Source organism: Stutzerimonas stutzeri (genome assembly GCF_009789555.1).
Lineage (GTDB): Bacteria > Pseudomonadota > Gammaproteobacteria > Pseudomonadales > Pseudomonadaceae > Stutzerimonas > Stutzerimonas stutzeri_R.
Window position 1 is genome coordinate 262,177 of sequence record NZ_CP046902.1, and the last position, 17,096, is coordinate 279,272.

At 62.1% G+C, this 17,096-nt stretch carries 18 protein-coding genes; 4 read left to right on the plus strand and 14 right to left on the minus strand.

Annotated features, from left to right (window positions below):
• Window positions 1–48: 48 nt before the first annotated feature.
• From GQA94_RS01205 to GQA94_RS01215, 3 genes are all read right to left on the minus strand, one after another.
• Window positions 49–1,818, minus strand: coding sequence for a sodium:solute symporter family protein (locus GQA94_RS01205; RefSeq protein ID WP_158186346.1), 1,770 nt, complete (start codon window positions 1,816–1,818; stop codon window positions 49–51).
• Between the two features lie 6 nt (window positions 1,819–1,824).
• On the minus strand, window positions 1,825–2,088 hold the full coding sequence (locus GQA94_RS01210; protein ID WP_158186347.1) for a DUF4212 domain-containing protein: 264 nt from the start codon (window positions 2,086–2,088) through the stop codon (window positions 1,825–1,827).
• A gap of 497 nt (window positions 2,089–2,585) precedes the next feature.
• Window positions 2,586–3,095, minus strand: a complete 510-nt coding sequence (locus GQA94_RS01215) for an ATP-dependent zinc protease (RefSeq protein ID WP_158186348.1) — start codon at window positions 3,093–3,095, stop codon at window positions 2,586–2,588.
• Window positions 3,096–3,272: 177 nt separating this feature from the next.
• Between GQA94_RS01215 and dbpA the strand changes: the two genes are divergently transcribed.
• On the plus strand, window positions 3,273–4,652 hold the full coding sequence (dbpA, locus tag GQA94_RS01220; RefSeq protein WP_158186349.1) for an ATP-dependent RNA helicase DbpA: 1,380 nt from the start codon (window positions 3,273–3,275) through the stop codon (window positions 4,650–4,652).
• Between the two features lie 118 nt (window positions 4,653–4,770).
• Here the strand turns inward: dbpA and GQA94_RS01225 are convergent, their stop codons facing one another.
• Window positions 4,771–6,249 (minus strand): PhoX family protein, encoded by a 1,479-nt coding sequence (locus GQA94_RS01225; RefSeq protein ID WP_158186350.1) that lies wholly within the window; start codon window positions 6,247–6,249, stop codon window positions 4,771–4,773.
• A gap of 195 nt (window positions 6,250–6,444) precedes the next feature.
• Between GQA94_RS01225 and yccS the strand changes: the two genes are divergently transcribed.
• Window positions 6,445–8,661, plus strand: a complete 2,217-nt coding sequence (gene yccS / locus GQA94_RS01230) for a YccS family putative transporter (RefSeq protein WP_158186351.1) — start codon at window positions 6,445–6,447, stop codon at window positions 8,659–8,661.
• On the opposite strand, the gene GQA94_RS01235 is transcribed toward yccS, so the two are convergent.
• Entirely contained in the window at window positions 8,625–9,353 is a 729-nt protein-coding gene (locus GQA94_RS01235; RefSeq protein WP_233270205.1) for a substrate-binding periplasmic protein, read from the minus strand. The two genes, yccS and GQA94_RS01235, sit on opposite strands and share 37 nt — an antisense overlap.
• 174 nt (window positions 9,354–9,527) lie before the next feature.
• Between GQA94_RS01235 and GQA94_RS01240 the strand changes: the two genes are divergently transcribed.
• A complete protein-coding gene (locus GQA94_RS01240; RefSeq protein WP_158186353.1) occupies window positions 9,528–10,712 on the plus strand; it encodes an NAD(P)/FAD-dependent oxidoreductase in 1,185 nt (394 codons plus the stop codon).
• 52 nt (window positions 10,713–10,764) lie between these two features.
• On the opposite strand, the gene GQA94_RS01245 is transcribed toward GQA94_RS01240, so the two are convergent.
• The 5 genes from GQA94_RS01245 to GQA94_RS01265 all read right to left on the minus strand — a co-directional run bounded on the left by GQA94_RS01245 (window position 10,765) and on the right by GQA94_RS01265 (window position 13,318).
• Window positions 10,765–10,953: a hypothetical protein gene (locus GQA94_RS01245; RefSeq protein WP_158186354.1), complete on the minus strand. Its 189-nt coding sequence runs from the start codon at window positions 10,951–10,953 to the stop codon at window positions 10,765–10,767.
• Window positions 10,954–11,014: 61 nt separating this feature from the next.
• Window positions 11,015–11,374, minus strand: coding sequence for a hypothetical protein (locus tag GQA94_RS01250; protein ID WP_158186355.1), 360 nt, complete (start codon window positions 11,372–11,374; stop codon window positions 11,015–11,017).
• Window positions 11,375–11,619: 245 nt separating this feature from the next.
• Complete coding sequence (locus GQA94_RS01255; protein WP_158186356.1) at window positions 11,620–12,093, minus strand: hemerythrin domain-containing protein; 474 nt, start codon at window positions 12,091–12,093, stop codon at window positions 11,620–11,622.
• 124 nt (window positions 12,094–12,217) lie between these two features.
• A complete protein-coding gene (locus GQA94_RS01260) occupies window positions 12,218–12,493 on the minus strand; it encodes a DUF3509 domain-containing protein (RefSeq protein WP_158186357.1) in 276 nt (91 codons plus the stop codon).
• Between the two features lie 204 nt (window positions 12,494–12,697).
• Complete coding sequence (locus tag GQA94_RS01265; protein WP_158186358.1) at window positions 12,698–13,318, minus strand: class I SAM-dependent methyltransferase; 621 nt, start codon at window positions 13,316–13,318, stop codon at window positions 12,698–12,700.
• A 214-nt stretch (window positions 13,319–13,532) separates the two neighbouring features.
• Here GQA94_RS01265 and GQA94_RS01270 point away from each other — a divergent pair, with 214 nt between their 5' ends.
• Complete coding sequence (locus GQA94_RS01270; protein ID WP_158186359.1) at window positions 13,533–13,910, plus strand: response regulator; 378 nt, start codon at window positions 13,533–13,535, stop codon at window positions 13,908–13,910.
• 83 nt (window positions 13,911–13,993) lie between these two features.
• On the opposite strand, the gene fba is transcribed toward GQA94_RS01270, so the two are convergent.
• The 4 genes from fba to GQA94_RS01290 all read right to left on the minus strand — a co-directional run bounded on the left by fba (window position 13,994) and on the right by GQA94_RS01290 (window position 17,059).
• Window positions 13,994–15,058: a class II fructose-bisphosphate aldolase gene (gene fba, locus GQA94_RS01275; RefSeq protein WP_045163956.1), complete on the minus strand. Its 1,065-nt coding sequence runs from the start codon at window positions 15,056–15,058 to the stop codon at window positions 13,994–13,996.
• A 174-nt stretch (window positions 15,059–15,232) separates the two neighbouring features.
• Window positions 15,233–15,565, minus strand: coding sequence for an MliC family protein (locus GQA94_RS01280; RefSeq protein ID WP_233270206.1), 333 nt, complete (start codon window positions 15,563–15,565; stop codon window positions 15,233–15,235).
• A gap of 28 nt (window positions 15,566–15,593) precedes the next feature.
• Window positions 15,594–15,788 carry a hypothetical protein gene (locus GQA94_RS01285; RefSeq protein ID WP_158186361.1) on the minus strand — a complete coding sequence of 65 codons (195 nt, stop codon included), beginning with the start codon at window positions 15,786–15,788 and terminating at the stop codon, window positions 15,594–15,596.
• A gap of 107 nt (window positions 15,789–15,895) precedes the next feature.
• Entirely contained in the window at window positions 15,896–17,059 is a 1,164-nt protein-coding gene (locus GQA94_RS01290; RefSeq protein ID WP_158186362.1) for a phosphoglycerate kinase, read from the minus strand.
• Window positions 17,060–17,096: the final 37 nt, after the last annotated feature.

The following is a 17,096-nucleotide window of genomic DNA, read 5'->3' on the forward strand; positions in this document are numbered from 1 at the left end:
CTTGTTTCAACCGTGGGTCAGATTCTAAACCCACCTGCTGCCGTTTACTTAGTGAGAGAGCGCAACGCCAGCACCTTTCGGCGTACGAACGCTTTCCACCAGATCCTGAATCTCCTGCGGCGGAGCTTCAGTGGCCATCGATACAGCGTAAGCGACACCGAAGTTCAGGATCGCTCCGATGGCACCGAAGGCCTGCGGGGAGATACCGAAAATCCAGTTGTCAGGCGTGTTGGCGAAGGACGCAGTGCCTGGGACGAAGAACCAGCCGAGGTACAGGAAGATGTACACGCTGGTGCTCACCAGACCCACCAGCATGCCAGCGACCGCACCTTTGCTGTTCACACGCTTGGAGAAGATCCCCATCATCAGGGCCGGGAACAGGCTCGCCGCGGCAAGGCCGAACGCCAGTGCCACCACCTGTGCCGCGAAGCCCGGAGGATTCAGTCCCAGCCAGGTTGCCAGGATGATCGCCGCCGTCATGGACAAGCGGGCAGCCAACATCTCGTTCTTCTCGCTGATCTTCGGATTGATGATCGTCTTGATCAGGTCATGGCTGATAGCCGAGGAGATGGCCAGCAACAGACCCGCCGCAGTGGACAGTGCAGCCGCGATGGCGCCCGCCGCAATCAGGCCGATGACCCAGCCCGGCAGGTTGGCGATTTCCGGGTTGGCCAGAACGATGATGTCGTTGTTGACGGTCAGCTCGTTACCGCTCCAGCCGCGCTCCTGCGCAGTGGGGGCGAAGGCAGCGTTGGCGTCGTTGTACATCTGCACACGGCCATCGCTGTTCTTGTCTTCCCACTTGATCAGACCGGTTTGTTCCCAGGTCTGGATCCAGCCCGGACGCTCTTCATACAGAATCGCTTCGGCCTGCGGACCTTCCGGGTAGATGGTGTTGACCAGGTTCAGGCGAGCCATCGACGCAACGGCCGGTGCCGTCAGGTACAGCATGGCGATGAAGACCAGGGTCCAGCCAGCCGACCAGCGGGCATCCGCCACTTTCGGTACGGTGAAGAAGCGAATGATGACGTGCGGCAGACCGGCGGTACCGATCATCAGCGACAGGGTGAACAGGAACATGTTCAGCTTGTTGTCGACGTCGGCCGTGTAGGCCGCGAAGCCCAGGTCCTGAACGACGGTATCGAGCTTGTCCAACAGCGGTACACCGGACTCGACATGAGTGCCGAACATGCCGAACATCGGGATCGGGTTGCCCGTCAGCTGGAAGGCGATGAACACGGCCGGGATGGTGTAGGCGATGATCAGCACGACGTACTGCGCCACCTGGGTGTAGGTAATACCCTTCATGCCGCCGAATACCGCATAGGCGAACACGATCGCCGCGGCGATCCAGATACCGGCCGAGTTGCTCACTTCGAGGAAGCGGGAGAAGGCGACACCGGCACCGGACATCTGGCCGATCACATACGTGACGGAAATCAGAATCAGGCAGACCACCGCCACCAGACGCGCGCCGCGGCTGTAGAAACGGTCACCGATGAAATCGGGTACGGTGAACTTGCCAAACTTGCGCAGGTAGGGCGCCAGCAGCATGGCCAGCAGAACGTAGCCACCGGTCCAGCCCATCAGGTAGACCGACGTGCCGTAACCACCGGCGGCGATGATGCCCGCCATGGAAATGAACGATGCCGCGGACATCCAGTCGGCTGCAGTCGCCATGCCGTTCGTCACGGGATGAACCCCGCCGCCCGCCACATAGAATTCCTTGGTGGAACCAGCCCGGGCCCACACCGCAATCCCTATATATAGGAGAAAGGAGGCGCCCACGAACATCATGTTAATCCAATATTGACTCATTCTGGCTTACTCCTCGACCCCAAATTCCTTGTCCAGTTTGTTCAGCCGCCACGCGTAGTGGAAGATGATCGCAATGAACGTAATGATGGAACCTTGCTGAGCGAACCAGAACCCCAGATCTGTTCCGCCGACCGGTATTCCGGACAGCAACGGGCGCAAGAGGATAGCGAAACCATATGAGACGAGAGCCCAGACCACGAGGCTCCATGTTATGAGGCGAACGTTCGCCTTCCAGTACGCAGCAGCATTTTCTTTATCGGCGTCGGCCATTGACGTTCTCCGTCTTATTTTTATTACGAGTGAGGGGAACCACAGCGTGAATCTAGCAAGGAAGGGTTCAGGAAAGAAAGCCCCGACTTTAGTCTGAGGACTTCGCCGGAAACGCCCTGTAAGCCGCGGTTTGACGGCCTTCGGCAGACGTTGCGCAGCGAAGCGGATGATCGCGCGCAGCACCCGATGTGGGCATCGCCGCCTGGACGCATGACGGTCGATCAGGCGCGGGTATGGGCGCGCCCTGCCGGATGGCCACGTTCGAAGGCCACGCCCTCCAAACAGGGAAACTTGCGGAGTATTAAGCTTTTAATACGAAAAAAGGGTAACAAGCACAAAAAGGATTAATCAAACGCAGCCCAGGTCAGCGTTTATAAGTATCAAGACGAAGCGTCTTATTAATAACCCTCTGCAACTCACTACATATGGAAAAGGGGTAAAGGCGTGGGCAAAAGGATAATGACTTCGGCCGTTTTTTGCCTTTACCCGCTTTCGTCTCAGCAGGTCGGACGCCCCGCCGTGTATTTGTCAGCCGGATCGATGGCGGCATTCAAGTCACGAATGGTTCGGGCACCGATCAGCAACGGATAACTGAAATGCGTGCGGTCGGTGAGGTTCACCTCCGCCTCGCGCAGCTGGTCGCCGATGCATAGCTGCATACCGATGACCGGCCGCTCTGCCCGTGGCGGCTCGCTGCCGGGAGAGGCCTCGCTCCCCTCCTCCGCGCGGGTTTTGATCTGGCTGATGCCGATCAGGGGCTGCTCGTACAACGTATCGTCGGCACCCTCGACGGCCAGGCGGAAACGCACCCAGTCGTCGCCGTCACGCTGGAATTGCTCGATGTCACGCGCCGACAGCGATGCTGTCATGGCTCCGGTATCCATCTTGGCGGGTAACGTCTTGCCAATCTCTTCGATCTTGATGTGTTCGTAACGCCCATACAGAGCGGGTTCGGACGCCATTGCCGGAATCGACAACAGCCCTGCAAGCAATATAACGCGAGACAAAAACAACCTCCTGGGACGAGCGATGGACAAGGTATCGATCAACCACTCTGCCAACCGGTTCCATTTGCCTGTCCTACAAAACGTTTCGCTACGAAGGGGGCTGTCCCGATGGCCCGCCTCCGCATGGGCCAACGGCCTGTTAGACTGAACGTCGTTTCCCCGCAAAAGTATTTTTCCGTGCCCAGTACCGCCTTTTCTTCACTGCCCCTTGGCTCAGCCATGCTGGCCAACCTCGACGCGCTCGGATACACCGAGATGACGCCGATTCAGGCTCAGAGCCTGCCCGTGATGCTCAAGGGCATGGACCTCATCGCCCAGGCCAAGACGGGCAGCGGCAAGACCGCTGCCTTCGGCATCGCGCTGCTTGAGCCTCTCAATCCGCGCTATTTCGGTTGCCAGGCCCTTGTTCTGTGCCCAACCCGCGAGCTGGCCGACCAGGTTGCCAAGGAGCTTCGCCGGCTGGCGCGCGCGGCTGACAACATCAAGATTCTCACCCTCTGCGGCGGCGTCTCCATCGGTCCCCAGATCGGCTCGCTGGAACACGGTGCGCACGTCATCGTCGGAACCCCCGGACGCATTCAGGAACACCTGAAAAAGGGGTCGCTCAAACTCGACGGCCTCAACACGCTGGTACTGGACGAAGCCGACCGCATGCTCGACATGGGTTTTTACGATGCGATCGCCGAGATCATCGAGCAGACGCCAGGCAAGCGGCAGACGCTGTTGTTCTCGGCAACCTATCCGCCCGGCATCAAGCAGCTCAGCGCAACGTTCATGCGCAACCCGCAACAAGTGAAGGCCGAGGCGCTGCATGACGATTCACAGATCGAACAGCGCTTCTACGAAATCGACCCGGAAGACCGCATGGACGCCGTGGTGCGCATCCTCGCCAGCTTTCGCCCCGAGACCTGCGTCGCGTTCTGCTTCACCAAGCAACAATGCCAGGAGCTGGTCGAGCAGCTCACCGCCAGGGGTATCTCCGCCATGGCGCTCAATGGCGATCTGGAGCAACGCGACCGCGATCAGGTCCTGGCGATGTTCGCCAACCGCAGCCTGTCGGTTCTGGTGGCCACCGATGTCGCCGCGCGCGGGCTTGATATCGACGCGCTGGACATGGTCATCAACGTCGAGCTGGCGCGCGATTCGGAAATCCACATCCACCGGGTCGGTCGCACCGGGCGCGCCGGCAAAAAGGGCATCGCCATCAGCCTCGTCGCACCCGCCGAAGCCCATCGCGCCCGGGCCATCGAGGAACGCCAGAACGCACCGCTCAACTGGCAACCGCTGAGCGATCTGAAAGCGCAGCCTGGCGGCCCGCTGCAGCCTCCGATGGTGACGCTGTGCATCGGCGCGGGCCGCAAGGACAAGTTGCGCCCCGGCGATATTCTCGGCGCACTCACGGGCGATGCGGGGATTGCCGGCACGCAGGTCGGGAAAATTGCGATATTCGATTTCCAGGCGTTTGTCGCGGTCGAACGCGGTGCCGCCCGTCAGGCACTCAGTCGCCTGAATGCCGGAAAAATAAAAGGTCGCTCGCTGAAGGTCAGGCAGCTTTGATCAGGCGGCTGGCCAGCGCGTAGGGTGATCACCGGCCACCGGTCCGAAGCAAGGTGGATGACGACGTCCACCTCGCCTCAGGCCGGACGCTCTTGCGCCTGGACTCCTTGCTTCGCTGCTACAGCGATCCACGCGCCCAAGGGCCCCAGATGGCGAAGGTGATGCCCGGCGTCTGGATGTTGACGAACAGGAAGTGCCCGGTCGGGTCGAAACAGGCGCCGCAGAATTCACGGTTGCGGTAATCGCCGCCGGACACGTTCTTGCCAGCCGCCGCGGCCTGAACGTCATCGAACACCACGTTGTTCTTGGCGAAGATGTAGGGCTCACCCGTCATCGTCAGACCCAACAGGCGCTCGCCGAAGCCGTACGCATCCTGCACGCCGCCACCGTCCTCGCACAGCAACAGGCCACCCCGCGGACTGACGGTGATGTTGTCCGGGTTGTTGGCGATTTCGGCATCGGTGGAGGCGAACAGGCAGGTCAGCTGGTCGCTGGCCAGGTCGTGCATCCACACCGCGCCGCGGCCATAGCCTGGACGGCCCTGAGCGTCGGTACCGGCGCTGGTGTCGACGATAAACAGCTTGCCTTCGCTGTACCAGATACCTTCGCCGCGACTCATGCTCAACCCGCCGGCCCGGCGCGCCTGGGCGTAAGGCCCGCTGCCCTCGGCTTGCGGATCGAGGTCGGGGTTGGCCACCTCGACCCATTCGAGCAGATAGCTGTCGCCCTGCTTCGGCGCATGCAGGTCGATCAGCGCGCGATTGCGCACACGCGCCGCCTGCAGAATGCCGCCCGCCGCGAGCGAGCCAGGCTGTTGGCTGGCGTCGGTGGGGATGTAGCGGTAGTAGCCGGCGCGGTTACGGGCGTCTTCGGTCAGGTAGACATAACTGTTGCGCGGGTCCACCGCCACCGCCTCGTGGGCGAAGCGGCCCATCTGGATGATCGGTTCACCGGTGGTCAGCGCCGGATCGGCGGTCACTTCGAATACATAGCCGTGGGCGCGACCACCGGCGCTGCGGTAATCCTCGGTCGTTTCTTCGCATGACAACCAGGTGCCCCAGGGCGTTACGCCGCCGGCGCAGTTGGTGCGCGTACCACCAAGACTGGGCAGGGTGCGAACCGGCTGCTCGATGCCCCGCGAAACGTACAGGTTAGTGGTACCGCCGGCTGGGCGCTGACCGTTGGCCAGGGTGACGCTGTCGTAGATGCCCGTCGCGTCGATCAGCTTGCCGGTGCTGGCTTCATGGTTACGCACCAGCACGATCTCCGGGCCATGCGGGCCACGACGCACCTCGATGACGCCCATGCCGTCATGGGAGGTGGGGACTGGCTGGCCGTTCTCCATCAGGTCGCCCGTCCAGGAAAAGCTCTTGTACTGGAAGCCGTCGGGCAGTTGCAGCAGTTCCAGCCCCGTGCTCAGGTCCTTTACAGGGCGCAGCGGGCCGTAGCTGCTGCGGACCAGGCCGGCACCGCGGCCCTGCGCGTTGCGTGCGGCGAAGGCTTGTAGCGTGCCGAGAAAAGGCGTGGTAGCGACCACGGCGGCGATGGCACTGCCCTTGAGCAGATTGCGGCGGCTGGCATCATGTTCACGGTTCATGCGTTGTCCTCTTTTATCGGGATGGGGATGCGCGCATGAATGAAGCCAGACGATTAAGGCGCAACGATGACCATGCGATGGCGTTCCGGTGATACGGGACGAAAGGACGGTATAAGCTTTGCAGCCCGAACCGTGACGTGACGCCCGGATGCCTCGGGCGTCCAAACAGCTTCTACCGCCAGGTCTGATTGCCCTATGCCCTCACCATCGCTCAGCCATTCCCTGCGCCGCCTATGGGCCCTGGAGAAATTCGGCTACAGCCTGCGCGTATTGATCGCGCTGGCGGGCAGCATGGGCGTCAGTTGGTACCTCGGCCGACCCACGATGGCGATCCCGCTGTTTCTCGGTGTGATTGCAAGCGCGCTGGCGGAGACTGACGACAGCTGGCTCGGCCGGCTCTCGGCCCTGCTGGTGACGCTGCTGTGCTTCAGCATCGCGGCGGTCTCGGTGCAGTTGTTGTTCCCCTACCCCTGGCTTTTCACCCTCGGCATGGCAGCCGCCGCCTTCGGCCTGATCATGCTCGGCGCCCTCGGCGAGCGCTACGCGACCATCGCGCAGGCCACGCTGATATTGTCGATCTACAGCATGATCGCCGCCGATCAGCGGGGCGGTGAGGCCCTTCATCCGTGGCGCGACCCTGTGCTGCTGCTGGCTGGAGCAACTTGGTACGGCGTGCTTTCGGTACTCTGGAATGCGCTGTTTTCACATCAACCGGTGCAGCAGAGCCTGGCCAGGCTGTACCGGGAGCTGGGGCAGTACTTCAAACTCAAGGCATCGCTGTTCGAGCCGGTGCGACAGCTGGATGTCGAGGAGCGCCGGCTGCAACTGGCACAGCAGAACGGACGTGTCGTCAGCGCCCTGAACGCCACCAAGGAAACGCTGCTGCACCGTCTCGGCAACGGGCGTCCTGGGGTGAAAATCAGCCACTACCTCAAGCTCTACTTCCTTGCACAGGATCTGCACGAGCGCGTCAGCTCTTCGCACTACCCGTATCAGGCGCTGGCCGAGGCCTTCTTTCACAGTGACGTGCTGTTTCGCTGTGGGCGACTGCTGCGCTTGCAGGGAGTGGCCTGCGCCGAGCTGGCCCAAGCCGTTCAGCTGCGCCAGCCCTTTCGCTACAGCGAAGCCAACGCACAAGCACAGGCCGACCTGGAATCATCGCTGGAGCATCTGCGCATGCGGAGCAACCCGGCGTGGCGCGGGTTGTTACGCTCGCTGCGCGCCTTGTCGGGAAACCTTTCGACGATGCAGCGCCAGCTCGCCAGCGCCAGCAATCCCGATGCGCTGGAAGGTGAGCAGGACAGCAGCCTGCTGGACCGCGATCCTCAGTCGATCGGCGATGCCTTCGCCCGCATTCGCCTGCAACTGACGCCGACCTCACTGTTGTTCCGCCACGCCCTGCGGATGAGCCTGGCACTCGTCTGCGGCTACGCGGTGCTGCACGCCATCCATCCGGAGCAAGGCTATTGGGTGTTGCTGACCACCGTGTTCGTTTGCCAGCCCAACTACGGCGCGACGCGAATCAAGCTGGTGCAGCGGGTAACCGGCACCATGCTGGGACTGGTGGTCGGCTGGGCGCTGTTCGATCTGTTCCCAAGCCAACAGGTCCAGGCGCTTTTCGCCGTGGTGGCCGGGGTCGTGTTCTTCGCCACGCGCAGCAGCCGTTACACGCTGGCGACGGCCGCGATCACGCTGCTGGTGCTGTTCTGCTTCAATCAGGTCGGCGACGGTTACGGCCTGATCTGGCCGCGCCTGGTCGATACCGTGTTGGGTAGCCTGATCGCCGCGGCCGCGGTCTTCCTGATCCTGCCGGACTGGCAGGGCCGTCGCCTCAACCAGGTGGTCGCCAATACCCTCAGCCGCAGCGCGGATTACCTTCGGCAGATCATGCGCCAGTATGAAAGCGGCAAACGCGACGATCTGGCCTACCGGTTGGCCCGACGCAACGCCCACAACGCCGACGCGGCGCTGTCGACGACGCTGTCGAACATGCTGTTGGAGCCCGGTCATTTTCGGAAGGATGCCGAGACCGGCTTTCGCTTCCTGATCCTGTCCCATACCCTGCTCAATTACCTGTCGGGACTGGGCGCGCATCGCGAGAGCCTGCCCGATGACGCCCGTGATGAGTTGCTGGAGCGCGCCGCCCAGCGGCTGGCAAGTGGGCTCGATGAACTGGCAACGGCCCTGCGCAACAACCAGCCCGTGGCGGTATACAGCGAAGACGAGGAAGCCCTCGCGCAGCAACTCGAGCATGCCTCTGACGAGCTGGACGATGCGCACCGGCTGTTGCAGACCCAGCTAGGGCTGATCTGCCGACAGCTGGCGCCATTGCGCAGCATGGCCAGCCATCTGATCCGCCAGGCCCCCTCGAGTCGTTACCGAGGCAATGACGTCGGCGCCGGCAAACCATGACGATGGAACACGTCGGCATAGCTGCCATCGGCCAGCATCGCTTCGATCTGCCGGTTGAAAGCAGCAATGATCTCGCCCTGATGCGGATGATCGGCACGTACTATCAGTGCAAGGTCCAGCACGCGAAACTCTCCCGGCACGAACCGATAGGCGTCCTGCAAGGGCTTGAGTTCTCTGCGCATGTGAAACAGCGCCGTGCGCTCATCCTCAAGCGTCAGGTCGATACGCCCCGCGCTGAGCATCTTGGCCGCCTGGACGAAATTGGCGGCGTAGCCCTTGTTCAACCGAGGATCGCCCGCCAGCGCCTCGCCGTAGGCGTAACCGCGAACCAGACCGAGGCGATAATTGACGAGGCTGTCCAGGCCCCGAGAGACGACATCGTCGTCGCGCCGCTGTATCCAGCGCACACGATTGCTCAGGAAGGGACGGGAATACACGGCGTAGCCTAGCCGACGCGAAGTGGGCCAGGCGTTGGCCATGTCGTAGCTGCCTTGCTGGAGCCCCAGCAGCGCACGCTCCCAAGGTACCTCGATGAAATCGACCTGATAACCGGCTCGCCCAAGCGCGGTACGGATAAGCTCCACGGACAATCCGCCGCCCGGCAGGCGCTGGTCCGTATAGGGCGGCCAGACATTGCCTGCCAGGCGCAGCGCCTCGCCATGGGCCGAGCCTGCTCCAAGCGCCGCCAGCAAAAGTACAATCCGTATCCCTGTCACATGCATCTTTCCCGCGCCGAATGATGGCCAAACGCCCGATTTACGAAGCACGAACCGGGCCGTTTTTTCGCAAGGCTATCGCTTAACAGCCCTGCATGCGCCCACCCGGCGGGGTACCATGACGCGTTTGAAGCCTGACCGAGGTGAGCGGTGTTGCAGACGGATGTAGTGGTGATCGGTGCCGGTGCGGCAGGGCTCATGTGCGCCTTCACGGCGGCGGCACGGGGGCGCCGGGTGCTGCTGCTCGATCATGCCAACAAAGCCGGCAAAAAGATCCTCATGTCGGGCGGCGGTCGCTGTAACTTCACCAATATGTACACGGAGCCGGCCAACTTTCTCTCCGCCAATCCGCATTTCTGCAAATCCGCCCTGGCCCGTTATACCCAATGGGATTTCATCGATATGGTCAGCCGTCACGGTGTGCCCTATCACGAGAAGAAACTGGGACAACTGTTCTGCGACAACAAGGCCAGCGACATCCTCGACATGCTGCTCGACGAGTGCCAGCGGGCGGGGGTCGATATGCGGCTGAATACCGCCGTGCAGTCCATCGAACAATCCGCCGATGGCTATCTGTTGCAGAGCAGCGCCGGCGAACTGGTCTGCCAGTCGCTGGTCATCGCCACCGGCGGTCTATCGATCCCGACACTCGGTGCCAGTGGCTTCGGCTATCAGGTTGCGCGGCAGTTCGGCCATCGCGTGCTGCCAACCTGCGCGGGCCTTGTGCCGTTCACCATTACCGAGCCGCAACTCAAGAGCATATGCGAAGCGCTGTCGGGCACCTCGGTGCAGGACTGTCTGGTCAGCTGCAACGGACAGAGCTTCCGCGAAAACATCCTGTTCACCCATCGCGGCCTTTCCGGCCCTGCGATCCTCCAGGTGTCCTCCTACTGGCAACCGGGCGATACCGTCGAAATCAACCTGCTGCCCCATCTGGACCTGGGCCAGTGGCTGGATGAACAGCGACGCGAACGGCCCAACACCGAGCTGAAGACGCTCCTGGGCGAGCTGTTCACGCGCAAGATGGCGGGCTTGCTTGCCGATCACTGGTTCGCCTCCAAGCCGCTGAAACAGTACAGCCCAGGCGAGATCGACGAGGTGGCGCAAAAGCTTGGCAGTTGGCAACTGGTTCCAGCGGGGACCGAAGGCTATCGCACCGCGGAAGTCACGCTAGGCGGTGTCGATACCCGGGAGGTGTCTTCCAAGACCATGGAATCGCACAAGGCGCCCGGCCTGTACTTCGTGGGCGAGGTGCTGGATGTCACCGGTCACCTGGGAGGGTTCAATTTCCAGTGGGCCTGGGCGTCCGCCTACGCCGCAGCGCAATACGTGTAGCGCAAGCCCCCGAGGCTCAGGCCGCGGGGCGTCGGCCACGTCGTTCAGCGGATCACTCGTTGGACAGGTTCGACGGCGGCGAACTTTCGCGCGGGCCGGCCGGGTCGGTTGCGGTGTTCTGGTATTCCTGTTGGTTTTCGCTGTTGTTGTCCATCGCCGAGGGCTCATCGTCTGGCGAACAGGCGGCGAGCATCAGCGAAAGCGGCAGTACCGCGGCTACGGCAGTGCGCTTGAATTTCATACGCAATCTCCTGCAAAAGCGACGTCTCGCCAGGCGGCGAGACGTCCGATGGATGGACCGTTTACTGCGAGGCGCCCGTCCCGGTGCCGGTGCTGTTGGGCGCGGTTCCGGCGCCCGACTCGGTGCCCATGCCGCTGCCGTTGTCCGCTGGCGCCGTGTTCATGTCACCGCTGGGGCCTGTGCCCATTCCGGTGCCTGTACCGGTTTCGGCACCGGCTCCGGTGCCCGTGCCAGTGGTGCCTGGGCCTGCGCCCGTACCGGCACCCGTTCCGGTATCCGCCGGTGGCGTGGTGGCCGGCGGTGTGGCGGGCTGCTCAGTGGTTGGTTGCGGCGGCATCTCGTCGCGCTCGGGTTCTTCGTCCGGGCCACAACCGACCAGCAGCAGGCCCAGAATAGGGGCAGATAAGTAAGCAAGACGCATAGGGTTCACCTCCTTCAGAGTGAGCCGGCAGTGAGCCGGCGACTTCTTGAATCATCAATATCCAAAGAATTGACCCCTGCAACGCCCAAGAGTGCCTTGGCCCGCCAATGTGAGCGTGCCAACGGTGTTGCCTGCGTTCCGGCAATGGCGCGAAGCGGACGGCTCGATCGACCGCTGACGCCGCGTCCAGATCAGCTCAAGCAAGACGAATTCGAGCGGGCCGGGGGCAGCCCCGGCCCCGGCGTTCATGCAGCCTGGCTGGCGCTGAACTCTTTCTTGAGGCGGTTTCTCAGCTCGGTCATCTGCTCGCCCATTTCTTCCAGCCGGCTCTGACCGAACAACTCACGAGCCTTGGGAAACATCTCGGACTCTTCCTCCTCGATGTGATGTTCGAGCAGTTCCTTGCACACCTTGACGCGCCCGGAAAACTCGACGGTCGACGGGTCGGTAACCTTGAGGTCGGGCAGCACGAGGGAATCCACTGCGCGGTGCTCCTCCTTCGCCTCGTGGTACATCTTCAGTTCTTCCTTGCCGCCGGCTTCCTTATAAGCGGGATACAGGATCTGCTCCTCGAGCTGGGTGTGAATGGTGATCTCCATTTCCAGCTTCTGCAGCAGCTCGGCGCGGGTCTTGACGGCACGCTCGGTGCTTTCGCTCAGGCGCGTCAGGATGTCCTTCACTTTTTCGTGATCGTCGATCAACAGGTCAATGGCGTTCATGCGGCTTCCTCATCGCTATCAGGACTTTCGAAGTCCCAGGCTCTTCGGCCCGGTCGATTCGGCTGTGCCATGCACAGCCGTTTGTGCAGCTGACCGGCCCGCCATGACGGACCGGTCGCTTGGCTCAGGCGTACTCGTAGGTGGGCAGTCCGGTGCGGCTCTGGCTCTGCAACCGGGCGATGGCCGGCGACATGCCAGCCTCGAGTGCCAGGTCGCGGCGTATCGAGCTGATTACCCATTCCAGTTGGATCTGGGTCTGGGTCTGTCCCTTGGAAAGGGCGCGTTTGATGACATCCCGATCATTGTTGCGCAGCGTCAGTAGCAGCCCGCCATCCGGACGAGGGTTGGTCAGTACTTCGAATTCGGGAAACGCGGCAGCGAGAATTTCAGCGGCGATCATTATTGTGTACTCCGGTTATGGTCCAGCACCCATAGCTAGAGCAGCGTTCGTGCCAACCGCAGCAGATAAATAACAACTCTAAATTCAGTGACTTGCGTCACATAATAGCGTTTTGAGCCCATGCAAAACGCATGAAGCTACGTTTTCGCGGCATGCATTCTGCTTTACCGGGTGAACAAACCCGTGGCTTTCGATGTCCGCGCTTCAAGCCTTGCGCCAGACGCTGGCGAGCCAGGGCTGCTGTTCGCGGGGCAGACCTGTCGGTCGGTAAAAGTGTTCCAGTTCGATGAAACCGGCCGATTCCAGTAACCCCTTCCAGGTCGGCCAGTCATACCAGGCGCCATAACGTGGCCCGCTCCAACCTTCCTGGTTGTTGCCGCGCGGGTTGGAGCTGAACAGTACGCCCTCACGGCGAAGCGCCGCATGCAGCTTCAGCAGCACACCCCTTATTTCGCGGCTGGGAACGTGGAACAGCACCGCGTTGGCGAAAATCCCATCGAAGGATTCGGCCGGCAGATCCAGTTCCAGAAGGTTCTGGTGCAGCACCGGGCAACCGGTATCGGCCCGCGCCATCCGCACGAAGGGTTCGGCCCCGTCCAGCCCGACGGGGGCATGACCACGCGCCGTGAACGCCTTGAGGTCCCGCCCGGGACCACATCCTAGGTCGAGGATGCGAAACGGTGGCTCGCCGCCGATATGCCGCAGCAGGGCATCGATATTCTGGCTGACGTCATGGTCGCGGGTGCCCTCGCGAAAAGCCTCGGCGTTGGCGCGGTAGTCATCCAGGGTGCGATCGGCGATGGCACGGACGTTTTCGTCATTCATGAGGGGCCTCCCAAGGTACAGTGGTTGAGCCTAACCGTGCAGGGCCGGCTTGCGAAGGGCCGGCCAATCGCGGTTGCGCCCACGAAAGCTTGCCGAATGACTGCCCGCGCCTGAACTTGCGTAATGCCGAGACGCTCCAACGTGTTCGTCCCGAGCAGGATTAATTAGCGCTCTGACGCACTACGTTCACCGAAAAACGTCGAGAATCGCTCCGATGAGCCAAACACCATCCAAAGTCGTCCTGCTGGTCGAGGACGAACCCCATATCCTTTGCCTGCTGTCCGATTATCTGGCCGACGAAGGCTACAAGGTCCTGGAAGCGTCGGATGCCACTCAGGCTTTCGAGATACTGGCAACCAAGCCCCAGCTGGACCTGCTGGTCACCGATTTCAGGCTGCCGGGCGGTGTTTCCGGTGTGATGATCGCCGAACCGGCGCTCCGGCTGCGTCCGGAACTCAAGGTCATCTTCATCAGCGGCTATCCGATCGAGATTCTCGAGTCCGGCAGCCCCATCACCCAGTCAGCACCAATCATCGCCAAGCCCTTTTCGCTGGATACGCTACGCAGCCAGATTCAACAACTGCTCACCTGAGGTTCAGCCTTGCCTCGCCCATGGTCGACACCCCATAACGCAACGAGCCCGCACAGGGCGGGCTCGTGGTTTGCAGCAGCGGCTCAGTTGACCTTGGGGTCCAGCTCGCCGCGGGCGTAGCGCTCGAACATACCTTCCAGTGAGATCGGCTTGATCTTCGAGGCATTGCCGGCAGTGCCGAAGGCCTCGTAGCGGGCGATGCAGATGTCGCGCATGGCCGTCACGGTCTTGGCCAGGTACTTGCGCGGGTCGAACTCGCTGGGGTTCTTCGCCATGAATTCGCGAATCGCGCCAGTGGACGCCAGACGCAAATCGGTGTCGATGTTCACCTTGCGCACGCCGTACTTGATGCCCTCGACGATTTCCTCGACCGGCACACCGTAGGTTTCCTTGATGTCGCCGCCGTACTCATTGATGATTTTCAGCCACTCTTGCGGGACCGAAGAGGAACCGTGCATCACCAGGTGGGTATCGGGAATCCGCTGGTGGATTTCCTTGATGCGCTGGATCGACAAGGTGTCGCCGGTCGGCGGCTTGGTGAACTTGTATGCGCCGTGGCTGGTACCGATGGCAATTGCCAGGGCGTCGACCTTGGTCTTGGCAACGAAGTCGGCCGCCTCTTCCGGATCGGTCAGCAGTTGGCTGTGATCCAGCGTCCCTTCGGCACCGACGCCGTCTTCTTCACCGGCCATGCCGGTTTCCAGGCTGCCCAGGCAACCCAGCTCACCTTCCACCGACACACCACAGGCATGGGCGAAGGCGACGGTCTGCTGGGTCACGCGGACGTTGTATTCGTAATCGGACGGCGTCTTGCCGTCTTCACGCAGCGAGCCGTCCATCATCACCGAGCTGAAGCCCAACTGGATCGAGCGTTGGCAGATGTCCGGGCTGGTGCCGTGATCCTGGTGCATGACCACCGGGATGTGCGGGAATTCTTCGATGGCCGCGAGAATCAGATGACGCAGGAAGGGTGCGCCAGCATATTTTCGGGCACCGGCCGAAGCCTGAACGATCACCGGGGAGTCGGTCTTGTCGGCCGCTTCCATGATGGCTCGCATCTGCTCGAGGTTGTTCACGTTGAAGGCCGGCACGCCATAGCCGAATTCGGCGGCGTGGTCGAGCATCTGGCGCATGCTGATGAGTGCCATGTTTTCCTTTCTCCCGGTCAGGGTCGATTGATCGTGTAAAGCCTGCCGCAGGGGCCGGCGGTATTCAAGCACCGCGCTATAGGCGCGGCATTGTAGTGGCGGACGCGCCAAAAGCCATCAAACTCTGGCGAAACGCCGCGCATTCGCCTCATGCAAGGCGTCGGCCGTGGGCGCTCAAAGGATAATCAGCGAAGCGCTGCAGCCATGGGCCAGCAGCGTGTCGTCGGCGAGCCTGAAGACCAGCGCCTCGTTGCCTCGGTCGTGGAAAGCCACAACGCCATCGCTATAGAAAGCACCATGGGTGGCAGGTTCCTTGCGCAGCGTATGAACCTGCTCGCTGTTGCCGATCTTCAGCTCCACTGCCTGCTTGCCAGCATCGGCGTAGCGCCAGGCGATATTGTCCTGGCTCTGGCATTTCCAACGCACGAACGGCGCGTCGGGGCCGGACTGCCAGTGACCGCAGCCGCCAAGCAACAGTGCGGCAAACGCAATGAACAGGCCTCTCATCATTTCTCCCTGCCTGGCTGCATCGTATTCAAGGGCAATCCCGAGCATCTGCAGCGGTACCCAGGGTGGGGTCGCCAGTGCTCTGCATCTGCACGCGCTGGTCGTTCTGTGCCGTCGGGCTTTCCACTGGCGCAGGCATGAACACTTCGCAGGCCGAGTCCGGCGCATCTCCGGCGCAACCGGCCAATCCGAGGCAGCAAACAGCGATAGCGGCATAACGCATGGTGAGTCTCCGTTCCTGATTGGGACAGAACAGAGACAGCACCAAACGCCAGGGGTTGCCTTTACCGTTGCGCTTGTTACACCCAGCGGAGCAGTTCCGGTGCGCCCTTATCCCTTCGCGCGCTGCTCGAGGATCTCGACGGCAGGCAGTACCTTGCCCTCGACGAATTCGAGGAACGCACCGCCGCCAGTGGAGATATAGGAAATCTGCTCACCGACGCCGTATTTGTCGATTGCCGCCAGAGTGTCGCCACCACCGGCGATGGAGAATGCAGGGCTCTCAGCGATGGCCCTGGCCAGCACCTTGGTACCCTCGCCAAACTGGTCGAACTCGAACACGCCGACCGGGCCGTTCCAGAGGATGGTCTTCGAGGATTTCAGCAGCTCGGCAAAATTAGCTGCGGTCTGCGGGCCGATGTCCAGGATCATGTCGTCGTCCGACACATCGGCGACAGCCTTGACCGTGGCTTCGGCATCCTCGGCGAACGCCTTGGCAACGACCACATCGACCGGCAACGGGACGCTGACCTTGGCGGCGATGGCCTTGGCAGTGTCGACCAGATCGGCTTCGTACAGGGACTTGCCCACCGGCAAACCGGCGGCGGCGAGGAAGGTATTGGCGATGCCGCCGCCAACGATCAACTGATCGCAGACCGTGCTCAGGCTGTTGAGCACATCCAGCTTGGTGGACACCTTGGAACCCGCGACAATCGCCGCCATCGGCTTGGCCGGGCTCTTCAGCGCCTTGCCCAGTGCGTCCAGCTCGGCAGCCAGCAGCGGACCGGCGCAGGCAACCTTGGCGAACTTGGCTACGCCGTGGGTCGAACCCTGGGCGCGGTGAGCCGTGCCGAAGGCGTCCATGACGAAGACGTCGCACAGCGCGGCGTATTTGTGCGCCAACGCATCGGCGTTCTTTTTCTCGCCGTCGTTGAAGCGCACGTTTTCCAGCAGTACCACCTCACCGGCGCTCACCTGCACGCCCTCCAGGTAGTCCTTGACCAGCGGCACCTCGCGACCGAGCGCCTTGCTCAGATAGTCAGCGACCGGTTTGAGGCTGTCTTGCTCGCTGTAGACGCCCTCTTCCGGACGGCCGAGGTGCGAGCAGACCAGCACCGCCGCGCCCTTTTCCAGCGCCAGCCTGATGGTGGGCAGCGAGGCCAGGATGCGTGCATCGCTTTTCACAGCGCCATCCTTCACCGGCACGTTGAGGTCCTCGCGGATCAGCACGCGCTTACCCTGGAGGTCGAGGTCGGTCATCTTCAAAACGGTCATGTGATCTTCCTTAAATTTCAAGAACGGCGATGTTGTC